The sequence below is a fragment of the Mastigocoleus testarum BC008 genome (assembly GCF_001456025.1).
GTDB classification, from domain to species: domain Bacteria; phylum Cyanobacteriota; class Cyanobacteriia; order Cyanobacteriales; family Nostocaceae; genus Mastigocoleus; species Mastigocoleus testarum.
This window is the reverse complement of the sequence record NZ_LMTZ01000055.1, coordinates 1-22625: the sequence shown is the minus strand read 5'-3', so window position 1 is coordinate 22625 and position 22625 is coordinate 1. Positions and strand designations below refer to the sequence as shown.

Here is a 22625-nt window from a genome sequence, read left to right as displayed (position 1 = left end):
GTCTTACTGTAGGGGATGTAAACAAACTTTGCAAAGGTAATTCTACCTCAAACCCTTGACGTACCCGAGAAATGATTCGAGTCGCAAGTAGAGAATGTCCCCCCAACTCGAAGAAATTTTCATTGATCGCTAAATCTTCTACACCGAGAATTTCGATCCAAATTCCCTTCAAAATTTCTTCTGTTGCTGTGAGCTCTTGAGATTCTACTTGACCAGGCTCTCTAGTTACTTCTAATACACTAAGTCTTATACGGTCGACTTTACCATTCGGCGTTAATGGTATCTCTGACAAGAACACAAAGACTGATGGCACCATATAACTTGGTAGCCTTTGTTGCAAGTAATCTCGTAGTTGTGTTGTTGTAATTAAGGAGTGTGAATCAGTAATGAGATAGGCTATTAAACGCTTATCAGCTGCATTTCCTTCTTTTGCAACTACCACTGCTTGTTCTAGTTGCGGGTGTTGAGTTAATACCGTTTCAATTTCACCTAATTCAATCCGGAAACCGCGAATTTTTACTTGATTGTCGATTCTTCCCAGATATTCAATCTTCCCTGAAGGTAAATATCTCGCTAAATCTCCCGTCTTGTACAACCGTACACCCTGTAGAGACGTTGCATGCAACGTCTCTACATTCGACGTTTCCACGTGTGACGTCTGTGGGTGTAAGGTCTCTACAATAATAAATTTTTCTGCGGTCAATTCCTGACGGTTGAGATAACCCCTTGCTAAACCCGTACCACCGATATGTAATTCTCCTGGGATACCAATTGGTACAGGTTGTGAATGACGATCAAGAATATACACCTGAGTATTTGCGATCGCATTACCAATGGTCGGTGAATTATCCGCTCCTTTCCCAACTAAAGCAAATGTTGAGTATGTGGTGTCTTCCGAAGGTCCATAAAGATTGAAGACTTTTTCAATATTCTCTTGTTGATAAAGCTGCTGTACGAGTTTGTTTTGCAAAGCTTCTCCAGCTAAATTAATGGTTCGCACGTTACGCGGTAAAGGTTTAATTCGAATTAACTCCGCGATCGCAGAAGGAACCGTATTAATTAAGGTGATCTCGTCAGCTGCAGGTAAATTATGTAACTCGAGAATATTCTCAGTTAAAATTACTTTACCTCCCCAACTCAAGGGGACAAACAACTCAAATACCGAAAGGTCAAAGCAAATAGAAGTTGAAGCTAAGACACCCCTTATTTGCTCAATTGTAAAGACTTCTCGCGCCCAAAATAATAGAGCTACCGGACTGCGATGGGCGATCGCAACTCCTTTTGGTTTACCTGTAGAACCAGAAGTGTAAATGACATAAGCCAAGTTTTCTGGTCGAACTTTATTAACCGGATTGTTTTGAGGTTGTTGAGAAATAATCTCCCAATCTCGCTCTAAGCAAACTATTTGGGCTGATAATTTTGGTAAATCTGCTACTAATTTTTCTTGGGTCAGCAGCACTTTTACTTCAGCATCAGCAAGCATGAAAGCTAAGCGCTCGGAGGGATAAGCTGGGTCGAGTGGAACGTAAGCACCACCAGCTTTGAGAATTGCTAATATTCCTACCACCATATCCAAAGAGCGTTCCATGGAAATTCCGACTAAAATTTCCGGTTTTACTCCTAACTCTCTGAGGTGATGTGCTAGCTGATTAGCACGAATATTTAACTCGTTATAATTTAAACTTTGTTCTTTAAATATTACTGCAACCGCATCTGGCGATCGCTTTACTTGTTCCTCAAATAATTCTTGCAAACATTTGTCTTGAGGATAATCTAACTCGGTGTCGTTCCATTGGTACAGTAATTGTTGCAGTTCGGTTTCACTGACTAAAGATAAGTTTGCTATTGCTTGGGTCGGTTCGGTAGAGATACTTTCGAGTAATGTCTGGAAATTTGCGATCAAGCGCTGAATAGTCGTTTTTTCAAACAGATCGCAGTTATATTCCCATATTCCTTTAAGTCCTGATTTTGTTTCCTCCATCGACAACATCAAGTCAAACTTAGTGCTGAGTCTTTCCGTTTCTAGTACTTTCAAATTCAACTCGGGAAGTTGAAGTTCTTCAAGTGAAGAATTTTGCAAAGTGAACATCACTTGAAAAATAGGATTATGACTTAAATTGCGTTGCGGTTGTAATTCTTCAACTAAACGCTCAAAAGGTAAATCTTGATTTTCATATCCATCTAAAGTGACAGTTCTAACTTGCGCTAAAAACTGTTCAAAACTAGGATTATCTTGCAAATTGAATCGTAAAGCTAAAGTATTTGCAAAAAACCCAATTAAAGGTTCTATTTCTGAGTGATTGCGATTTGCGATCGGCGAACCAATTACTAAATCTTCTTGCTGACTGTAACGAGATAATAATACCGCCCAAGCTCCCAGTAAAGTCATGAATAGGGTTGTCTGCGATCGCTGACTTAATTTTTTCAGCTTAAGCGTAAGTTCTTCACTCAAACGAAAAGATTCACTTCCACCACGAAAGCTTTGGATGGGAGGACGAGGTTTATCGGTGGGTAACTCTAATAATGGGGGAGCATCTGCTAACTGTTGTTTCCAATAATTAACCTGTTTATCTAGGACATCTCCAGTTAACCATTCTCTTTGCCATACAGCAAAATCAGCATATTGAATTGGTAATTCTTTTAATTGAGAAACTTTACCCTTACAAAAGCTTTGATAAAGAACTGATAATTCCCTGACAAAAATCCCCAGGGACCAACCATCAGCAACGATATGATGCATCGTCAACAGCAACACATATTCAGATTCTGCTAGCTGTAACAGCTTCATTCTCAGCAAAGGATCTTGGGATAAGTGAAAAGGAGTTTGTGCTTCAATTCTTGCTAAACTTTGAACTTCAACAGGTTTTTCTTCTTCGCTCAAATGCTGTAAATCGATTACAGATAAATTAAATTCAAGATTTGGATGAATTATCTGTATGGGTGAATCATTTATGCAAGAAAAATTAGTACGCAAGATTTCATGCTTTTGAATTATTTCCTCCACAGCCATTTTTAAAGCATTTAGCTGCAGATTTCCATTCAAACTTATTGCTACTGGTAAATTATAAGCCGCACTTTCTCCTTCAAGTTGCTCTAAAAACCATAATCGTTGCTGAGCAAAGGATAAAGGTAATTCTTGAGTTTCTAATGCTCGTGAACGAGGTTTAATACTTCCAACAACTAACTCCAAACCTTGTTGACGAAACGATTCTAGTTCTCGAGCAATCTGTTTTACCGTAGGGGATGTAAACAAACTTTGCAAAGGTAATTCTACTTCGAATGTTTGACGTATGCGAGAAATAACTTGAGTCGCGAGTAGGGAATGTCCCCCCAACTCGAAGAAATTTTCATCGATCGCTAAATCTTCTAGGTCAAGAATTTCGATCCAAATTCCCTTTAAAATTTCTTCTGTTGCTGTAAGCTCTCGCAATTCTGCTTGACTAGGCTCTCTGGTTATTTCTAGTACACTAAGCTCTCGACGATTAACTTTGCCATTCGGTGTTAATGGAATCTCTGACAGGAATACAAAGGCTGAAGGTAACATGTAATTTGGTAGCCTTTGTTGCAAGTAATCTCTGAGTTGTGTTGTCGTAATTGTGGATTCATCGAGAGCAACAAGATAAGCGACTAAGCGTTTATCTGCATGTTCTTCTTTTACAACTACTACAGCTTGTTCTATTTGCAGATGTTGAGCTAATACCGTTTCAATTTCACCTAATTCAACCCGAAAACCACGAATTTTTACTTGATTGTCGATTCTTCCTAAATATTCAATCTTCCCTGACGGTAAATATCTCGCTAAATCTCCCGTCTTATAGAGGTTGGGGATTTGCGTTAGCGCAGCGTGACGCGACAGCGTCATATGGGGATTTGTGACTGGGGAAAGAGCACAGGAAGTTAGGGAGGAAAGACAATTTTCTTCCTCTGCTTCCTCTGCTCCCTGTGCTCCTCTTCCTAAAAACGGGTTAGAAATAAATTTTTCTGCGGTTAATTCCGGACAGTTGAGATAACCCCTTGCTAAACCCGCACCACTGATATGTAATTCTCCCGGAACACCAATTGGTACTGGTTGTAAAGAGCGATCGAGAATATACACCTGAGTATTTGCGATCGCATTACCAATGGAAGGTGCATTATCTACTTCCTCGTCAGCGACAACCACCCCAGAAGTAGTAACAACAGTATTCTCCGTTGGACCATAATTATTAATTACCTGGAAAGGAATTGATGCTGATGGAGCTTGATGAAGCTTATCTCCCCCAATCAACATGATTCGCAAAGCTGTATTTTTACTCCATTCCAAAGATAATAACTTTTCTGCTAACGGGGTCGGGACAAAACTAATTGTAATTTCCTTATTCGTTAACCAATTTTGTAAATCTATTGGCGAAACAACAATCTCAGACTCAACCAAATAAATACTAGCTCCAGTGGTTAAATAAGGCCAAATCTCCCATCCCGCAGCATCAAAAGCAATTCCTGCTAATTGAGTGGCTCTATCTAATGGAGTAATTTTAAACTCAGATTGATGCCAAAAAGTCAAGTTTATTAGTCCGGAATGAGGAACTAAAACTCCCTTTGGTTTACCTGTGGAACCAGAAGTGTAGATAACATAAGCCAAATTTTCTAGTTTGACTGCACTAACTAAATTGTCTTCAGATAAATTGTCTGCAGAAGTTTGAGAAATTGTATCCCAGTCGTGATCGCTGAGCACGCGCTGATGCGTTAGGTTTACCGCGTTAGAGCGCGCAACCTCTTTGGGGTTATCGAGACAAATTAATTTTGCGTTTAAACTACACTCTGGCAAAATCGTCAATAAGTTCTGTTGAGTTAGCAGTACTTTAACGCCAGTATCCGAAAGCATAAACTCTAAGCGCTCTCGGGGATAAGCCGGATCTAATGGTACGTATGCACCACCCGCTTTGAGGATTGCGAGTAACCCTATTACCATTTCCAGGGAGCGTTCGACACATAAACCTACTAATACTTCTGCTCCTACCCCTAAACTTTGCAAGTAATGAGCTAATTGATTTGCTCGACGATTCAACTCCGAATAGCTCAGTTGTCGTTCTTTAAATACTACTGCGATTGCGTCAGGAGTTTTCTCTACCTGCTCCTCGAACAACTGATGAATGCATTTATTTTGAGGATATTCAACTTGAGTCAAATTCCATTCTCTAAGTAGCTGATTTTTCTCAACTTCAGCAAGCAAAGGTAATTTGACTATTTCTTGCTCCGGATTGCAGATAATTCCTTCCAGTAAGGTTTGGAAATTTTCAGACATCCGCACAAAAGTAGTTTGATCAAACAGATTGCTATTGTATTTAAAGACACAATGTAGAGAGTCGTGTCCTTCTATTACCTCTAAAACTAGATCGAACTGTCCTTCTTCTTGGGGAATTGGAAATGGCTCCAATTTTAACCCATTCCAATCAACTTGAATTTTTCCAGCTTCAGGTACAAACAAATCCGTAATTTCTGCTAATTCACCTTCCCTTTCTTGCAATACAAAAGACACTTGAAACAAAGGAGAATAACTAGAATCTCTTTGTGGTTGTAACTGTTCTACCAACAGAGGGAAAGGATAATCTTGATGAGCGCTTATCGCTTCTAAAACTGTCTGACGCACCTGAGCCAAAAACGCCTTAAAGCTAAGATTATCTTCGGTAAACTTAGCCCTTAGAACAACCGGATTCACAAAATAACCGACAGTTTGAGCAAATTTAGTTTGATTTCTACCAATAGCAGGAGAACCCACTAAAATATCTGTTTGACCCGTGTAGCGATACAACAATACTTGAAAAGCAGCCAAAACAGTCATATATAAAGTTGCTTTTTCTTCCCGAGCAAACTCCTTAAGTTGTTGAGTTATGCTACTCCTCAACTTAAAAGTATAAGACCTTCCATTATTACTTTGGTGAAGCGAACGCGGTCTATCTGTGGGTAAATCTAAAATCTGTGTTGCATCAGCTAACTGTTTGCACCAGTAATTCTCCAAGCGCTCCCTGTGGGAACTTTGCAACATCTCGGTTTGCCATTGCACGAAATCTTGGTAATTGTATTCTAGAGGAGCTAAAGATGCTTCTCGCTGCTGCAATTGAGCTAAATAAAGTTCTCGTAACTCTTGAATCAAAATCCCCATCGACCATCCATCGCGGACAATGTGATGTATTGTCAGTAAAAATACTCTATCTTGTTGTGTACGAGTAAACAAACTCGCCCTTAATACTTCCCCTTTCTCTAACCTCAAAGGACGACGATAGGCTTTAATTACCTCTTCTTTTAATTCCTTCTGCGTCCAACCTTTAGCATCAATTTCCTCGATATTAATCTTGCGAGAATCATAAACTTTCTGAGACGGTTCGTCTCCCTGCTGAGTAAAACTACTACGTAAAATTGGATGTCTTTCCACCAAAGCTTGTAAAGCACTATGCCAAGCTTCAATATCTAACTTAGAACGGATGCGAACGGTAAAAGCAGTATTGTAAGCAGCACTTTCCGGATTTAACTGGTATAAAAACCATAAAGCTTTTTGTCCCTCAGAAAGTGGATAAGATTTAACCAAACTCGTACTTACATCAATCTGGGAAGAATAATTATCCGCGATCGCAGCCTTTTCGTGGGAAATGTAGCATGCTAAGTCTCTATAGGATCCATCGAGATTTTCACCAGAGCTATCGCCAATAATATTATCCTTATCTTCGCCCTCCCCCCGCACTCCCTGCTCCCCTTCTTCCTCCGCTTCTTCTGCTTCCTCCGCTACCCCCCCTCCCTTTAAAGAATTAGTTGAAATCTGCTTCAACTTCTTGAGGGAATAAAGACCAGACATCACCGAATCTGTATCTATTCCAAAATCAATTAGACAAGCAATTTCATTAACTCCAATCCCCTTGAGTCGATTTACCATCGTCAAGCAAGTTTCCGGAGTACCGAATAATGCACTGGTCTGAAAATAACGCTCAAAAGCATAATTCAATAACTCTTCTCGGTCTTGCTCATTTAAATCGTCTAAACTTTTTGCTTCTTGTCGCCATAAATTGACGGAAGATTTTAAATAATCTATAAACGGTTGTCTTACCTTTTTACGTACCGTCCCCAAATCTTCACTGACAAAGGTATGTAACATTAATGTTACATGTCCCGTATCGGGATCGTAACCATGCTCTTTACGAGCTTGACGGTAAAGAGATATTTTTTCGGCTAGCTCTTCTATGGGCTGAAACAATAGGGCTGTAAGGATATTGACGCCCCGATACCCAGCCTCAATAAACCTTTCCTTTCCACCCGTGCAAGTTATCCAAACTGAAAGTTCCTGCTGACAAGGTAAAGGATAAATTGTAACTTCAGTTTCTTCACCAACTCCATTAGGTAACCGTAGATTTTTCCCACGCCAAAGCCTTCTGACAGCAGCTAAACTCGAATACATCACATCTTTCGAGTTAGCATATGTCTCTGGAGAGATGACAAAATCATTCGGATTCCAGCCTCTAGCAAAGGCTAGATCGACTCTACCTTGAGATAAATTATCGACGACGGACCATTCTTCAGCAACTCGGATCGGATTATGTAGCGGTAGAACAATACTTCCAGCGCGGATACGAACCCGGTCCGTCACCATCGCTAAAGCCCCACCTAATACAGAAGGATTGGGATAAAGACCACCAAAAGCATGAAAATGACGTTCCGGTATCCATACCGCAGTAAAATCATGGCGGTCGGCAAACTTTGCTCCTTCAATCAGTAGCTCATATTTATTTTTCTCAAATCCAGCCTCATTACTAGAAAAATATAACAGGCTGAACTGCATGTTAGTTATATTTCCAGTGGTTTTAGTTGCAGAACTCGTACTTGATATTTGCTTTGGGGAAGATAGGACGATCCCCTCAGAGTTTACCCCTTGAGAAAAGACCTCATCAGATGGAACCTCTGGGGTCGAAAATGTCTGCTGTAAATCAATCCAATTGACTAGTTCCTTAATACTTAAATCTTCCCAGAATTTTTCAATTGGTAAAAATAGATTAAATTGTGCTTCAACAAAGTTTTTAATTTCAATCGCTTTTAAAGAATTTAACCCCAAACTAGTTAAAGGTTGCTCGATTTTGATATCCGTAGAGTCGAATTCTAAAATTTGAGCAATGCGAACGCGTAATTTTTTCTCTACAGATGGATCGCTGTTTTTAGCTTGATTTTGAATTTGATTTTGAATTTGATTTTGAGTGGGACCTGTAAAGTTGTGATGAGAATTGAGAGCTTGAGTATTGCTTTCAACCGTAAGTGACTTATCTGCGTGCAAGTCCTGTTGAGTTTGATTTTGCGCACCAGAAAGCCAAATCTTCTCCTCTGCTCTACTGCTCCCCTGCTCTGCTGATCCCTGCTTCCAATCTCCGACTATGGATAAATTTCCCTGTAAAAAAGCATCTCGACAAGCACGGCGTTGAATTTTTCCACTAGAGGTTTTTTGAATACTTCCAGTCTTGAGCAACACAACAGCATAAACGTCCAACTCGTGTTCCAGGGAGACACCCCGTCGAATCGCATTGATTGTCTCATTTTTATCCAACTTTCGCAGGTAAGTTCGTTCTACTTCCTGAACCGTAACTAACCGTTCAACCCCATTTACCTCTATAGAAAATGCTGCTCCAAAGCCTCGTCTCAAGCCTGGATAGCTCTTCTCAACAGTCAATTCGATATCTTGAGGATAATAGTTACGACCTCTGATAATAATTAAATCTTTGAGTCTACCTGTAATAAATAACTCACCATCAAGCCAGCATCCCAAATCACCAGTCCGGAGAAAATCTTTCCCTTGAGAATCTAAACGAGCCTGAAAGATTTTTCTTGTTTCTTGGGGTCGATTCCAATATCCCCGAGCTACACTTTCCCCGGAGACCCAAATCTCTCCCACTTCTCCATCCTGACACCGAGCTAAAGTTTCAGGGTTAACAATAACTATTTCGTGTCCCAACCAACTTTTACCGCAACTAACTATCGCCCGAGCACTTTGTGGGTCAGATGCAACAATAACTCGGTTTTGCTCGAGAGCTTTCCGGTCAACTTGAAGAACTACTGGCTTTTTGGCTTGCGCTCTACCCGAAATCAATAAAGTTACCTCAGCCATCCCGTAGCAAGGATAAAAAGCTTCTGAACTAAATCCATAAGAACTAAAATAATTGGCAAATTTTTCCAAGGTATCCGCACGAATCGGTTCAGACCCATTAAAAACTTTTTCCCAACTGCTTAGATCGAGATTCGCAAGTTCGTCAGGCTTAATCTTGTTTACACATAAATCGTAAGCAAAATTAGGTCCTCCACTTGTCGTAACTTTGTAGCGAGAAATTGCTTGCAGCCAAAGCCAAGGCTTTTGCAAAAAAGCAGTTGGTGACATCAACAAACATGAGCTTCCTAAATAGATTGTTTGCAGTATATTCCCTATCAATCCCATGTCGTGGTAATTTGGTAACCAACTGAGCATAATTGTCTGCTCGTTATGTCCGAGAGCTTGCTTTATTGTTTCGGAATTATTAAGCAAATTAGCATGAGTTACCATTACCCCCTTCGGTGCTTCGGTGGAACCGGAAGTGTATTGCAAAAATGCTAAACTCTCCTCCATTACATCAGGAGAAACCCAATCAGATGGCTTATCCGAAGTAATACAATCGCTTGCGAGCCAATGTAACTCATTCAACTCCAGATTTAAACCCAACTTATTTAAACCTCGCTGCTCAAGCTCAGCCAACATCTTTTCAGTTGTCAGCGCTGCTCTCGCTTGAGCATCAATAGCAACCGCTTTCCATCGGGATAAATTTTGATGACGTCGGGGAGGAGAAACCGGAACCGCTACTACTCCCGCATACAAACAACCAAAAAAGGCGCTAATAAATTCTAAACCTGATGGGTAAATTAATAAAACCCGATCTTTGGGAGCGCAAAGCGATTTGAGTTTTGCAGCGATCACCCGCGCTTGTAAATCTAACTCACCGTAAGTCAAACGTCCCGTTTCGACTTCTCCATCAGCAAGAAAAGTATAAGCAGTTTGTTCGTACTGAATGCTAGCACGGTAGCGTAGTAATTCGACAAAGGTTGCGATCCCACTAGCAGCTGTCATAGCTTCACTCCTCTGAAAAATTAGGTTTGACACTCAAATGTTCAGTACCGCAAGCACCCTCAAGTCGACGAACAATAGTTTGAAGATTAATGACAGTAATAGTGCGACCCAAGTTAACTCAAATGGCAGTTTATTGAATTTAGAATCAGATAGGTGCCTATCTAGAGATAGATAGTGGGAGTTTTGCAAGAGGTATTTTCTACGAACAAACTAATTGATAACTCCTACATGTCGAATTTTGGGGTACTAGCCGCCTGTTACCATTTGTTAAATAAAATTTAGCTGTACTACGGTATAAAAAATAAAGACAAAATTCTTTACTCTTTTAGTTACGTCAGCAAAAGAAGTAAAAAATATTTCAACATGAAAGGCGATAATATCTGGCTGCAGTGGTGGAGTTTTTATCTATCAGGGTGATGAATTACTATAATGTAGTTTGCAAATTCAAATGTTGTTTTATATACTCGTAACCTTACGAATACAATTTATTTTTTTATAAAAAATAATTTTAGTAATAATAATTTCTAGCTAAAAATTGTAAACAATAATAATCAAATTATTGATTAAATTACAGTTAATAAAAAATACTATTAGAGACACAGACTCAACATAAAGGTTTTATTCGCTACCAAAATATCACAATTTTTAAGATGTCAAAATATATGTGATACAGCCCTAAATTAGTCTAAATACAATGAGAAACATGAATTATATCTGTCTTTGGATGTAATTTTTACACTTGTAGTATTTACTCCAAAATATTTGCGCTATCAAAAAATAATTAATAACGAGGTAAAATCATAAGTACATAAAATGATGAAATACCTTATAAAAAAATATGATTTAATCAAATTAATTCAAGCAGTATATTCTATATACATCAAGATTTGTATTAAAAAATACCAAGCTAAAATTTTCACTACATGAGTATTGATTTGCTGAGAAAAAAGATAATAATTTGAATGAAAAATAGTAGAATTGATCGTGTTTATTTTTAATGTGAACCCTAAAAAATGACCGTTCGTACTAGCACACTTTTTGAACGACTAGGCGGCGAGACTGCAGTTAAAGCTGTTGTTGACAAGTTTTATCTTCGAGTTATGGAAGATAGCCGAATAAATCATTTTTTCGCTGGAGTTAATATGGAGAAACAGCGGGAACATCAGGCAGCTTTTTTAAAATTTACATTTGGTGGAAGTTCATATTATCAAGGTCTTTCATTACGTAAAGCCCATCAAAACTTAGTTAAAGAATTTGGATTGAGTGATGAACATTTTGATGCAGTATTTGAGCACTTGGTATCAACGCTGAAAGACTTAAATGTTGCTAATGATTTAATTCAAGAAGTGGGTGACAATTTAGAATCAATTAGGAGTTATGTTCTTGATAAATAGTTTAGTTCATACGAACTATTTATTTGAAAAAAACTTTAATACGAAAATAAGAAAGAATATAAACTGTCAGGAAAGTTTGAAACGACAAAGAATCTAACTAACAAATTAAATTAAATTAATAAATTCATTAACAAATTGGTTAATAAATCTACTCTCCTGTCTCCTGATTTTTCAAAGATAATTGGAATAGTTATATCAATAACAAAATGGTGCATTACATATACTTAGTAACGCACCTGAAAATAAAAATTGTGTCGTATCACTCAGAGATTAATTTTTAAAACTTCCAGTCAAAAAAGAGTCCTAAGCACCTACAGATTCTTTCGCAGCATAGAGTACCTCAACATCAATATTTTTAATTCCGCGATCGCGAGCAAATTTCTCAGTGTTGCGCTTCACTTTACCGCGTACAAAACCAGGTATTTTGTTTAATTCTGCTAAACCATCTTTTGTCCAGTTAAGATCGGAATCAGCAGATATACCTTTAGTAATTACTTCTTTGGTGTCATGTCCCCCGAAGATTTCTAGAAGATGATCTTCCATTCCCAAGGTGAAGGAATTATATACTAAATCTGCAACTTGGTTGGTACCTTCATAACCCATGAATGGTTTGTAACCAATGGGGAAATTTTGAATGTGGATTGGAGCAGCAATTACACCGCAAGGGATATTCAGACGTTTACCCACATGGCGTTCCATTTGGGTACCGAAAATTGCTGAAGGTTCAACCCGTGCGATCGCATCGCCAATTTCGCCGTGGTCATCGGTAATTAGAACTTCATCACAGTATTCGCTCACCTGTTCCCGGAACCAATCAGCATCATATTTACAATAAGTTCCCGCCCAAACAACGTGAATACCCATTTCCCGCGCCAAGATTTTCGTCATTGCTGCAGCGTGGGTATTGTCGCCAAATACAACTGCTTTTTTCCCAGTTAAGTTTTGACAGTCAATGGAACGGGAAAACCAAGCAGCTTGAGATACATGCAAGGTTTGGTCTTCAATAAATGCTTCATAATTAACATCCGCACCTTGCTGATTAATTACCTGTTGAATTTTACGAATGCACCGAGCAGTTTCCACTACACCCATAGGCGTAATATCTACATAGGGCATTTCAAATTCTTTTGCTAAGTATTCAACCGCCATCATACCTAGTTCCCGATAAGGTACGAGGTTAAACCAAGCCCGAGATAGATTCTTTAACTCATGAACGGAAGCACCATCGGGAATTACAACATTTACTTCAATTCCCAAATCTCCCATCAATTTTTTCAACTCGGTGCAGTCGTGTTGATTGTGGAAACCAAGGGTGGAAATACCGATAATGTTAACGGAAGGTTTTTCAGTTTTTCCTTGTGGTAAGTCGCCTTTTTTGCGAGCTTTTTCAGTGTAATACTGAACAACTTGTTGTAAGGTACGATCTGCTGCTTGCAGTTCGTTGACGCGATAGTGATTGACATCTGCTAACATCACATCACCCTTAGAGTCCATCTGCGCCCTGTCAACAAAATTTTGCAAATCTTCTTGGAGGATGCTGGAGGTGCAAGTGGGAGTCAAGATAATTAAATCCGGATTATCTTCAGAATCTTTGCGAGTGATGTTATCCACCACCTTTTCCTGAGAACCTCGCGCCAAAACATGGCGGTCTACGACGCTTGCTGTTACTGGGGTAAAGTCCCGCTCCCGCTCTAACATTGAGCGCATAACATTAAAATAGTCATCTCCTAATGGAGCATGCATAATTGCATGAACATTTTTAAAGGAACTAGCGACTCTTAAAGTGCCAATATGGGCAGGACCTGCATACATCCAATAAGCTAATTTCATGTTTATCTCTCTCTTTATGGGGATTGGGGATTAGGGTGAGCCCGCGCCTAACGGCGAATGGGGATTAGGGACTAGGGATAGCACTGCGTGCCGCCTTACGGCATATGGGGATTGGTTAGTTCTTACTTTTTACTTTTACTTTTTACTTTTAATAGCCATCGCTAATCCCCAATTTTCACGGAATAATAGGGAAAATAGTCAAACTGATAACATAATTTAATGTGTATATTTTGAAGCTTTTCCAGTGAAGTGAGATTGCATACCAGTAAAATAGTTATAAATAAAATAGTTGCTATAAACCAATACAGTTCAGTTAATATTTTTTTCAAAAAAATAAAACTGTAGAGACTTACCACAGTACGTCTCTAGCAAGAAATTTATCCTTATCTGAACCGTATTGTGCTAAAAGCTAGGATCTAAAAACTAGCATCAAGAAATCTTCATCCTGGGGATCGAGAGTCAGAGAGATTTTATATATAGCGCCTTACATATAGCGCGCACCTTTCACTCCCGATCGCTGACTCGTAACCGGATGAGTCCTATTTAATCCCACTACACATGATTGATTCTTCTCATCAAGATCGAGTTTGGCAATCTCCTCCAGATCCGATAAATCAAATTCTTAATTCTCCACCCCCTCCACTGGTATTTCTTTCTCCAGATCGGCAATGGATGGTAGAACTGGAAAGAGTTTCGTTTGTACCAATTGCTCAATCTGTACAGAAAACTATGGCATTAGCGGGATTGCGTTGGCATCCCCAATCCAATGGACCAGCTCGTTACAGTCCCTACCATATTTTAAAGTATCGGAAATTAGCTTCTACAGATGTTGTAACTGCAAATTTACCGCAAAATGCCCAAATTGATTTTTTGAGGTGGTCAACTGATAGTCAAAAACTGGCGTTTACCTTAACTCAGCCCGATGGTTTGGAACTGTGGGTTTTGGATCTCAAGCAAGGAGTAACCCAACGCCTAACCGAACCTATCTTAAATGGAGTTTGGGGTTCTCCTTATAGTTGGTTAAATAATAATGCGCTGATCTGCAAATGCGTACCTCCTCAACGTGGGGAACCTCCCATTATACCCGAAATTCCTCCAGGACCGTTAATTCAGGAAAATCAAGGTCAAAAAAGACCAGAACGCACTCACACCCATTTACTAAAAACTGAATATGATGAGGTGCTATTTGAGTATTATCTAACCTGTGTATTGAGTAAGGTTACTCTGGATGGTGCATGTAATAACTTGGACTTGTTGGCTCCATCTGCGATCTACGCAGCAACACCGTCACCTGACGGTAAATTTATTTTATTAACCACAATACATCGTCCATTTTCCCATGAAGTTCGAGCTTCTTGTTTTCCCCTGCGAGTCGAGATAATTGATGATACTGGAAAATTGATTTATCAACTTGCTGACCTACCCACCTACGAACGACCTTCCACCAAACATGAAACAGTACGCCAAGGTCCGAGAAAAATTAATTGGCGTGGGGATCGTCCGGCGACCTTGTATTGGGTAGAAGCTTTAGATGAAGGAGACCCCAAAAATGAAGTACCTTTTCGGGATGTTTTATTTGAGTTAGATGCTCCTTTTACTGAGGAACCCAAACAAATTTGGCGATCGCAATATCGGTTTCGTAGCATTCGTTGGGGTAAAGATGACCTTGCTGTAGTTGTAGAAGGATGGTACGACACCCGCAAACAAAGAACTTGGCGTATTAATCCCCAGCAACCTGAAACACCAGCAAAACTTTTATTTGATCGTAGCACTGAGGACAGATACAATTCCCCGGGCGTTCCCCTGATGACCACAGGGAAATATGGATACAGAGTTTTGCGCTTTGCACCAGAAGATAACACCATTTATCTGAGCGGTCGCGGTGCATCGCCTAAAGGTGTATACCCCTTTTTAGATAAATTTAATTTAGAAACAGCGGAAACAGAGCGTTTATGGCAATGTCAAGACCCTTATTTTGAAGGTATTTCCTATTTGCTCGACCCGGAAAACCAAACTGTAATTACCAATCGTCAATCCCCAACAGAACCACTAAACTACTTTTTATTTAATCTTAGCGATCGCACCAATAAAACCGCCCTCACAAATAACCAAGACCCTGCACCCCAATTAGCCGGGATGCAAAAAGAATTGCTTAAATATCAGCGAGCAGATGGCGTTAAACTTTCAGCAAAACTTTATTTACCCCCCGGTTATAGTGCCGAACGCGACGGACCATTACCATTACTATTTTGGGTATACCCGAGAGAATTTAAAGATGCTGAATTCGCAGGACAGGTAACCACAGCAGAAAATGCTTTTGTTCGTCCTTGGGGAGCTTCAGTTTTATTTCTCCTCACCCAAGGATACGGAATTTTAAGCGGTCCCACCCTACCAATAATTGGCGAAGGAGATACCGAGCCCAATGACACCTACGTAGAACAATTAATTGCAGGAGCCCAAGCAGCAGTAGATTGCGTAGTAGAACGCGGTGTCGCCGATCCGAAAAGAATTGGTGTTGGGGGTCACTCCTATGGAGCTTTCACCACAGTAAATTTACTAGCCCATACAGATTTATTTAAAATGGGAATCGCTCGTAGCGGAGCCTATAACCGAACCTTAACTCCCTTTGGTTTTCAAGAAGAACAACGTAATTATTGGGAAGCACAAGAAATCTATACTCAAATGTCTCCCTTTACCCACGTTGATAAAGTTAAAGTTCCGCTATTACTAATCCACGGTGCAAGCGACGATCATCACAGTACATACCCATTACAAACCAAACGACTCTATCAAGCACTTAAAGGACTTGGGGGAAATGTGAGATGGGTATCACTACCATTTGAGCGTCACAGTTACAGTTCCCGCGAAGCTGTAGCCCACGTATTGTGGGAAATGGAACGTTGGTGCAGGCTTTATCTTTAGGGGATTGGGGATTGGTAATGGGTAATTGGTAATTGGTAATTGGTAATCCGGATAATAAATTCCTTACTTCTTACTTCTTACTTTTGACTTCTCCCCAGTCCTCAGTCTCAAATCGCCAGTCCCCAGTTCCCAATCAAACCGCAACCAAGCGTCGTAAAGATTCACAACGGCGTTTAGCTGTACTATTTTTAGGGTCTAATTTTAATGCTTCTTCATAAGCTTCTAGAGCTGGAGCATTTAACTTTTTCTTCTCGTAAGCATGACCGAGATTGTTGTAAGCAGTGACGTAATCAGGTTTTAATTTGACTGCTTCTTTATAATTACGAATCGATAAATCGTACTGTTCCTGAGCAAAGTACACATAACCTAAAGCATTGTAAATCAAAGCAAGATTTTCTTGTTCTTCCTCTTGGTTTCCCTCATCCTCAAGAGCTTTAATTCCTTTTTTAAACAAAGTCAGTGCTTGAGCATATAATTTCTTGTCAGAGTAAATGCTGCCTAACTGGTAATATTCTTGAGCCGTTCCTTTTTCTTTAGTCAGTTTTTTCCGTAATTTAGAAAAAGAACCTTCTATTCTTCGACTTTTAAAAATTTGGCGAAAAACGCTGATAACGGTGAATAGTAGCACCGCAACCAAAATAGAAAGATAAATAATCGCTAGATTGTTATCCATTGCCTTTATGAACTGTCGATTTTTCTGTTTCTATTATTAAGTAATAGAGAATAACCTACCGGGAATCGAGAAGAATAGTAGAAAAAATTAATTTTTGTTCCCGTAGGGTGCTGTTAGACGCGCAAAGAAATAAAGCATTTACAAGTAAGCTTCAATCGCGTCGTAACGCACCGCCAAGCTTGGGCAAATTGGCTAACATAAGATAAGGATTATTGCGAATCAAAGATCAGTAATTTTCTCCCGTTGAAGCAAAAATTTGCGCCAACCTGGGGGTGTTAAAAAACATAGGTCAATTTTTTCGGCTGAATTCCTTATGCAGCAAGAGTTTCAAGGTTTTTTAGAGTGTTTGAGGTTGGCGCAATCGCTGAAATACCTTCTGTGCGATGGTTTCGGAGTTTTTATTTTTGCTACTGTTGACAAGCCAGGGGCTGAAACGATACTTTTGAATGAGGTTGGCGCAAATGTACCTCGAAAATCAAATATAGTAAGGGTTCTGGAGCGAGCTGTTGAAACTAAACCTAATCCCTATCAGGGATTGAAACTTTCGCCGATCTTTGACGAATTCTTGGATTTTTGTTGAAACTAAACCTAATCCCTATCAGGGATTGAAACTGGGATGACCGCAGTGAAGCTTGAGGAGTGGTTGAGTTGAAACTAAACCTAATCCCTATCAGGGATTGAAACATATCTCCTGCTATATGAAAAGTAACTTTAGTATTGTTGAAACTAAACCTAATCCCTATCAGGGATTGAAACGTTGCAACTTGGATTTAATTGCTGCTAACATTTCCGTTGAAACTAAACCTAATCCCTATCAGGGATTGAAACAAAAATGATAATGGCGACATTAATGTTAATACCCGTTGAAACTAAACCTAATCCCTATCAGGGATTGAAACAAAATAAATGGCAAGCGAATAAATCCGGAACACGTTGAAACTAAACCTAATCCCTATCAGGGATTGAGACGCTTTAGGGCTTGAAGATAGTAATTCTTTTGCTAAGTTGAAACTAAACCTAATCCCTATCAGGGATAACAATCTGATTAAGTCCAATATCCCACCTTGAAATAAATGATGTTGTTGGTTAATTTGCGTAGGGTTTAACCCCTCACTCTAAAAGTCCTTATTTTGCGTCGTTTATATTCCATACAATAAATACGGGCTAAAGTTTATGAATCTATTTCAAAGCACTTAAATCGGGGAAATTAATATGGTTTGGGAATGATGGGTCAAACCCCCTTTATATTCGCCAACAGCATCATAAATTTCAAGGCTTATAATCTAAGTACGTTGAAACGCACTACGAAGCTTACTCAGTCTGATTTATCAGACTTTGTCTATGAGCCTGGGAATTCATTCCTAGGCGGATATTTAGATTATTTGAAAATGCAGTAAGTTATCTGTTGAAACTGATAACTTGCAGCAATCTGATTATGTCCAACATCCCACCTTGAAATAAATTTCAACACGCTTCGTGTCGCCGCTCTAGCGAACAAGGCTTATAATCCAAGTACCTTAAAACGCACTACAAACCTTACCCAGTCTGATTTATCAGACTTTTTCTATGAGCCTGGGAATTAATTCCTAGGCAGATATTTGGACCTGTATAGGCGAAACTCATTCTTGATTCCAACTCCTGAATTTCGCCCCTGCAAACTTGGATTCAGGTAAACCCCAAAACTCAACGCGTTTTTGCAACCAACCTTCTTTCAAGTAACCAGTAATAGCTTGATTTACTCTGTTGCGCAATTCAGCATATTGTAAACCTTTCGGCATCACAACAGATAATGGTTCAGTGGAAATTCTGGTTTCAAGAATTTGATAACTTGGATCTTCCTTAACCCACCCCGCAAGAACGCTAGCATCTGCAGCAAACGCAACAGCTTGGTTTGTGTCTAAAATTTCTTTAGCTTCCGAATATGAACTTACTCCGACTAATTTAGCGTCAGGTAAATAGTAACGCACTGGAGCGATAGTACTAGATTTCTCAAGTACGGCTATTTTCTGCTGCTTTAGATCTGTTAACTTTTGAATTGAAGCGTTTTTTGTAATTAATACCGTACCATCAAAATAGTAAGGAAAACTAAAACTTACTATTCGCGATCGCGACTCAGTAGCTGTAACTCTAGCAATAGCAAGATCGACTTTATTATCCACAACTACTGAAAGACGCTCTCGATTTCCTACCGGTTGAAGCTTTATTGAATCGGGTTGATTGAATAAGTCTGATGCTAAACGCCTAGCTAAATCAATTTCCAGTCCCTGGAGTTCGCCCTTTGAATCTTTAAATCCCAACAGAGGTAAGTTGTCTTTGACCGCAATTGTAATATAACCCCGTTCTTGAATTTTTTTGAACTCGGCAGCAGATGCTACAAGTCCATTATCTGCAAATACAAAGAAAAAGGTTAACAAACAAATTATCGCCGTTACTAGTAGCAGATGTAACGGATTAAACCTTTTTAAATTGTAAAATCCGTTATTCATCCGTTACTCTCTTTATGCTTTAGCTTGACCGGCTATTTCGGCAATTTTACCAAAACCTTCCGGGTCTAAAACTGCCATCTGTGCCAACATTTTACGGTTAATTTGAATGTCAGCTTTCTTCAGACTGCCCATAAATTGACTGTAGCTCATACCATGTTGGCGAACAGCAGCGTTAATGCGGGTAATCCACAGACGACGAAAATCACGCTTGCGCTTTTTGCGATCGCGATAAGCATAGCGTAACGCCTTCATTACCTGTTGGTTAGCGGTTCTAAATAAAGTTGAATGGGAACCGCGAAAACCTTTAGCTAACTTGAGAATCTTTTTGCGGCGTTTGCGAGCAACATTACCGCGCTTTACTCTTGTCATAATTCAATCCTTCTTTTATTTAATACTTCCTTATGAGACTTACAAATATGGAAGCATACCACGAACGTTATCAGCATCGCGCTCATTTACGATCACTGTTTTTGATAGCTTGCGTTTTTTACCAGTAGTTTTCTTTTCTAGAAGGTGATTCTTGAAAGCTTTACGGCGGACGATTTTACCGCTACCAGTAACGCGGAACCTTTTTGCTGCTGCTTTGCGACTCTTGAGTTTGGGCATTATTTTGTTTTATGTCAACACGATCCATCATTATAAAACAAGAAAATGGAAACAATGCTAACCAAGGATGAATTACTGGTGTAATTGGATGTGATTCAACTCCAAATTGATTGGATTCTACTTCCAAGCAACGCGATCCGATTCCCAACTGAAACATATTTGATAGATGCACCCTATAGGTGAAGTGGTTGTGTAATTTGGCAGTATTTGCTGTTTCAGTTCTATGCAACTCAGGTTGCTCTAACTTTTACAGCATTGACTGCTCAGATTTATTCTTTAATCCAGGATCGCGGGGGAATCGATTCTAAATCTATGAAACGCAAAAATTAACAAGGAGGTATCTTATCCTTTTTCTCTTGGAAAATATTATTAGATAGTTCCAAAAAATATTTTGTGGATAAAAACTTTAGGATAATAATTATATACTTAATAATTAATTCGCGCTCATAAAAAAACAAAAATCTTCCCATCGAAGGGGAAGATTAAATCACAGGGATTGAAACATGAAGCTATAAAGCACTTGTTAACAGTCACAAGTATAAATGTCGTAACTATACATTAAGAAGTACGATCTAAAAATTGACCTAGGAATTATCGATGCGTTCTTGATACAGACTTTGAACTAAATTTTCCAATTGTGCTTCTGGACAACAATCAATTAATGCTTCAAAAGCATCGAATAATTTTGCCGCACCATCGCCTAATAATGGACTTAGTCCCCAAACATCCTGCACCCAGTCTTGAGGTAGCGTATCTTCAAAAATCATTCGTTCTAGAAGTTGTTTTGCTTCTTCCTTGGAAATGGACATAGGATTTATGTGCAATTTGAGGGATAAATAGTCGAAAAATAAGAATAAACCGGAATTTGAAAAATTTGAAATTTTAATTATCCCATTAAATTGTTAAGAACTGAAAATCAGTAATTAATTATTACTTGTTGTTAACTGAAGTTATTTTTCTCCAACCCCTCCTAAATTTCACTGGTTGGGAGATTTGAATTATCTTCTGAACGAGGCTAAGAAGCCGAAACTCGACAAATTGATAACTGGCTGTTCGATAACTAGCAGTGCTTTTGATTTATGTCGAGGCTTTGAAATCTCAGATTTCATCTTTGACATTTGTAAATCAGTTTCTGCTCTAGCCCCAAGAAAATATAAGCACTAAGAACACTCCTCCTAGAACGGTATGCTTAATGCTGAATAATTCCATATCCAATAAACTGAACTACTAGCAAATAGCCACTGGTACTCACGAAGATTTCTTCTAAATATCTCACACCTACGGATAAATAAAAGCCTAATACAATAATGTTTTATTGAGTATGAATACTAGCTTGCTGTTGATCATCACTCACTAAGAATAGTCTTTATATTTATTTACATAAAGTCAATTTGACAAAGATTTACTCAATAAAAAAGAAGTGATTTGTTAAGAAATATTGCGCTTATTGTTGGCGCTTAAATTAGTTTGAAAATATGACTTGTTAGTACCTGAAAAATTTGCTAAATAAATAGTATGTCGTGGCAAAAATATTGAAAAATGTCTCTCAAAAAGAGATAAATTTATTTTCATTTAATGCAGTGCCTAGCGATATGCTGTTAATATCTAGAATAGAAAATAAATGTTTACTGGTCTTGAAAATTTAATGCGTATTATTTCCTTAATGAAAGTTAATATTTAGAATTTATGATTTAGGGCCTATAAATTCAGCATCTACACATAGTATTGGGCATATAGTATCCCGAACATAGTATTCCGAAATCCGAAATATTTTCACAGAGATATTGCCACATAAATTGAGAGCATTTGAAGGATAAAAAAGGAATCTATTAAATTCCAAATTTCTACACAGACACAGAATCTATTTGCAAACAGTTATTATGAAGCATTACAGCAACGAATGGGTTCAGGAATGGTGCCAAGAAAACGGTTGGACTGATTTATTTGAAGAGCGGTCTAATAACTATTGGGCTTTTCCTCCTGGAGGGGTAATACCAGAACCAATTCCCGTTCAGGTTCTCAGAGCAATTAAAGCAAAGCATGGATTAACCTGTGAAGAACGCTTTTGGTCAATTTTTGCAGTTGGTGCAACAATGACCGCAGCTTTAGTTGCTTATGTTTTTCGGTGTCCGTTACCAATAGTTGCGGCTTTTGCTTTTAATGCTGTAACAGTTGCACAACTTGAGGTAGAGGACGCATATTGAAAATTGAAAGAAAACGATTATTTTACTCTTGAGGAGAAGAGTTATGTACTCCTCAAGAGTATTTTTGTTTTCATAATTTTTGTTTCCAAAGTATCTTGAAAACCGCCATTATTTAAGCCTTTGCTAAATGAGGGATAGATTTATATTTTAAGTTAACTTATGTTTTAAGTATTTATATCGTAATCCTAAATAATTCGTGTGTAAAAATCAAAATTCTGTAGATGCAGCATTGCTAAGTCTCTACAAGATTTATCTGTTCATGAATCAAGTAGGAACGCTATAGTATTGAACTATCAAGAATTTAGAGACATCAAATAATCGTATCCGCTCAGTAAGTCGGGGTAAGAAGAAAAAAGAAGAAGGAACAAAAGTAGAGCATGTGTCGTAGAATATGACCCATGACGC

9 protein-coding genes, 1 pseudogene and 1 CRISPR repeat array are annotated in these 22625 nt (G+C 38.8%); of the genes and pseudogenes, 3 read left to right on the top strand and 7 right to left on the bottom strand.

Annotated elements, in window-relative coordinates; translation table 11 throughout:
• Position 1: 1 nt before the first annotated feature.
• Positions 2-10105 (bottom strand): annotated as a pseudogene (locus BC008_RS09725) (amino acid adenylation domain-containing protein); the annotation flags it as partial.
• Between the two features lie 1013 nt (positions 10106-11118).
• Here BC008_RS09725 and BC008_RS09720 point away from each other — a divergent pair.
• Positions 11119-11499 carry a group I truncated hemoglobin gene (locus BC008_RS09720; RefSeq protein WP_027844745.1) on the top strand — a complete coding sequence of 127 codons (381 nt, stop codon included), beginning with the start codon at positions 11119-11121 and terminating at the stop codon, positions 11497-11499.
• Positions 11500-11802: 303 nt separating this feature from the next.
• Here the strand turns inward: BC008_RS09720 and bchB are convergent, their stop codons facing one another.
• Positions 11803-13329, bottom strand: coding sequence for a ferredoxin:protochlorophyllide reductase (ATP-dependent) subunit B (gene bchB / locus BC008_RS09715; protein WP_027844744.1), 1527 nt, complete (start codon positions 13327-13329; stop codon positions 11803-11805).
• Positions 13330-13887: 558 nt separating this feature from the next.
• On the opposite strand from bchB, the gene BC008_RS09710 reads away from it, so the two are divergent.
• Positions 13888-16251 carry a S9 family peptidase gene (locus tag BC008_RS09710; protein WP_027844743.1) on the top strand — a complete coding sequence of 788 codons (2364 nt, stop codon included), beginning with the start codon at positions 13888-13890 and terminating at the stop codon, positions 16249-16251.
• A 133-nt stretch (positions 16252-16384) separates the two neighbouring features.
• Here the strand turns inward: BC008_RS09710 and BC008_RS09705 are convergent, their stop codons facing one another.
• The 5 genes from BC008_RS09705 to BC008_RS09685 form a co-directional block, all read right to left on the bottom strand.
• Positions 16385-16924, bottom strand: coding sequence for a tetratricopeptide repeat protein (locus tag BC008_RS09705; RefSeq protein WP_027844742.1), 540 nt, complete (start codon positions 16922-16924; stop codon positions 16385-16387).
• A gap of 505 nt (positions 16925-17429) precedes the next feature.
• Positions 17430-17965: a CRISPR direct-repeat array (repeat unit 37 nt; unit sequence GTTGAAACTAAACCTAATCCCTATCAGGGATTGAAAC).
• Positions 17966-18543: 578 nt separating this feature from the next.
• Entirely contained in the window at positions 18544-19410 is an 867-nt protein-coding gene (locus tag BC008_RS09700) for a transporter substrate-binding domain-containing protein (RefSeq protein ID WP_058183471.1), read from the bottom strand.
• A gap of 12 nt (positions 19411-19422) precedes the next feature.
• Positions 19423-19779: a 50S ribosomal protein L20 gene (gene rplT, locus BC008_RS09695; RefSeq protein ID WP_027846479.1), complete on the bottom strand. Its 357-nt coding sequence runs from the start codon at positions 19777-19779 to the stop codon at positions 19423-19425.
• Positions 19780-19818: 39 nt separating this feature from the next.
• On the bottom strand, positions 19819-20016 hold the full coding sequence (gene rpmI, locus BC008_RS46255) for a 50S ribosomal protein L35 (protein ID WP_027846478.1): 198 nt from the start codon (positions 20014-20016) through the stop codon (positions 19819-19821).
• 584 nt (positions 20017-20600) lie between these two features.
• Positions 20601-20825, bottom strand: coding sequence for a hypothetical protein (locus BC008_RS09685; RefSeq protein WP_027846477.1), 225 nt, complete (start codon positions 20823-20825; stop codon positions 20601-20603).
• A 1071-nt stretch (positions 20826-21896) separates the two neighbouring features.
• Between BC008_RS09685 and BC008_RS09680 the strand changes: the two genes are divergently transcribed.
• Entirely contained in the window at positions 21897-22220 is a 324-nt protein-coding gene (locus BC008_RS09680) for a slr1957 family protein (protein WP_027846476.1), read from the top strand.
• Positions 22221-22625 lie beyond the last annotated feature (405 nt).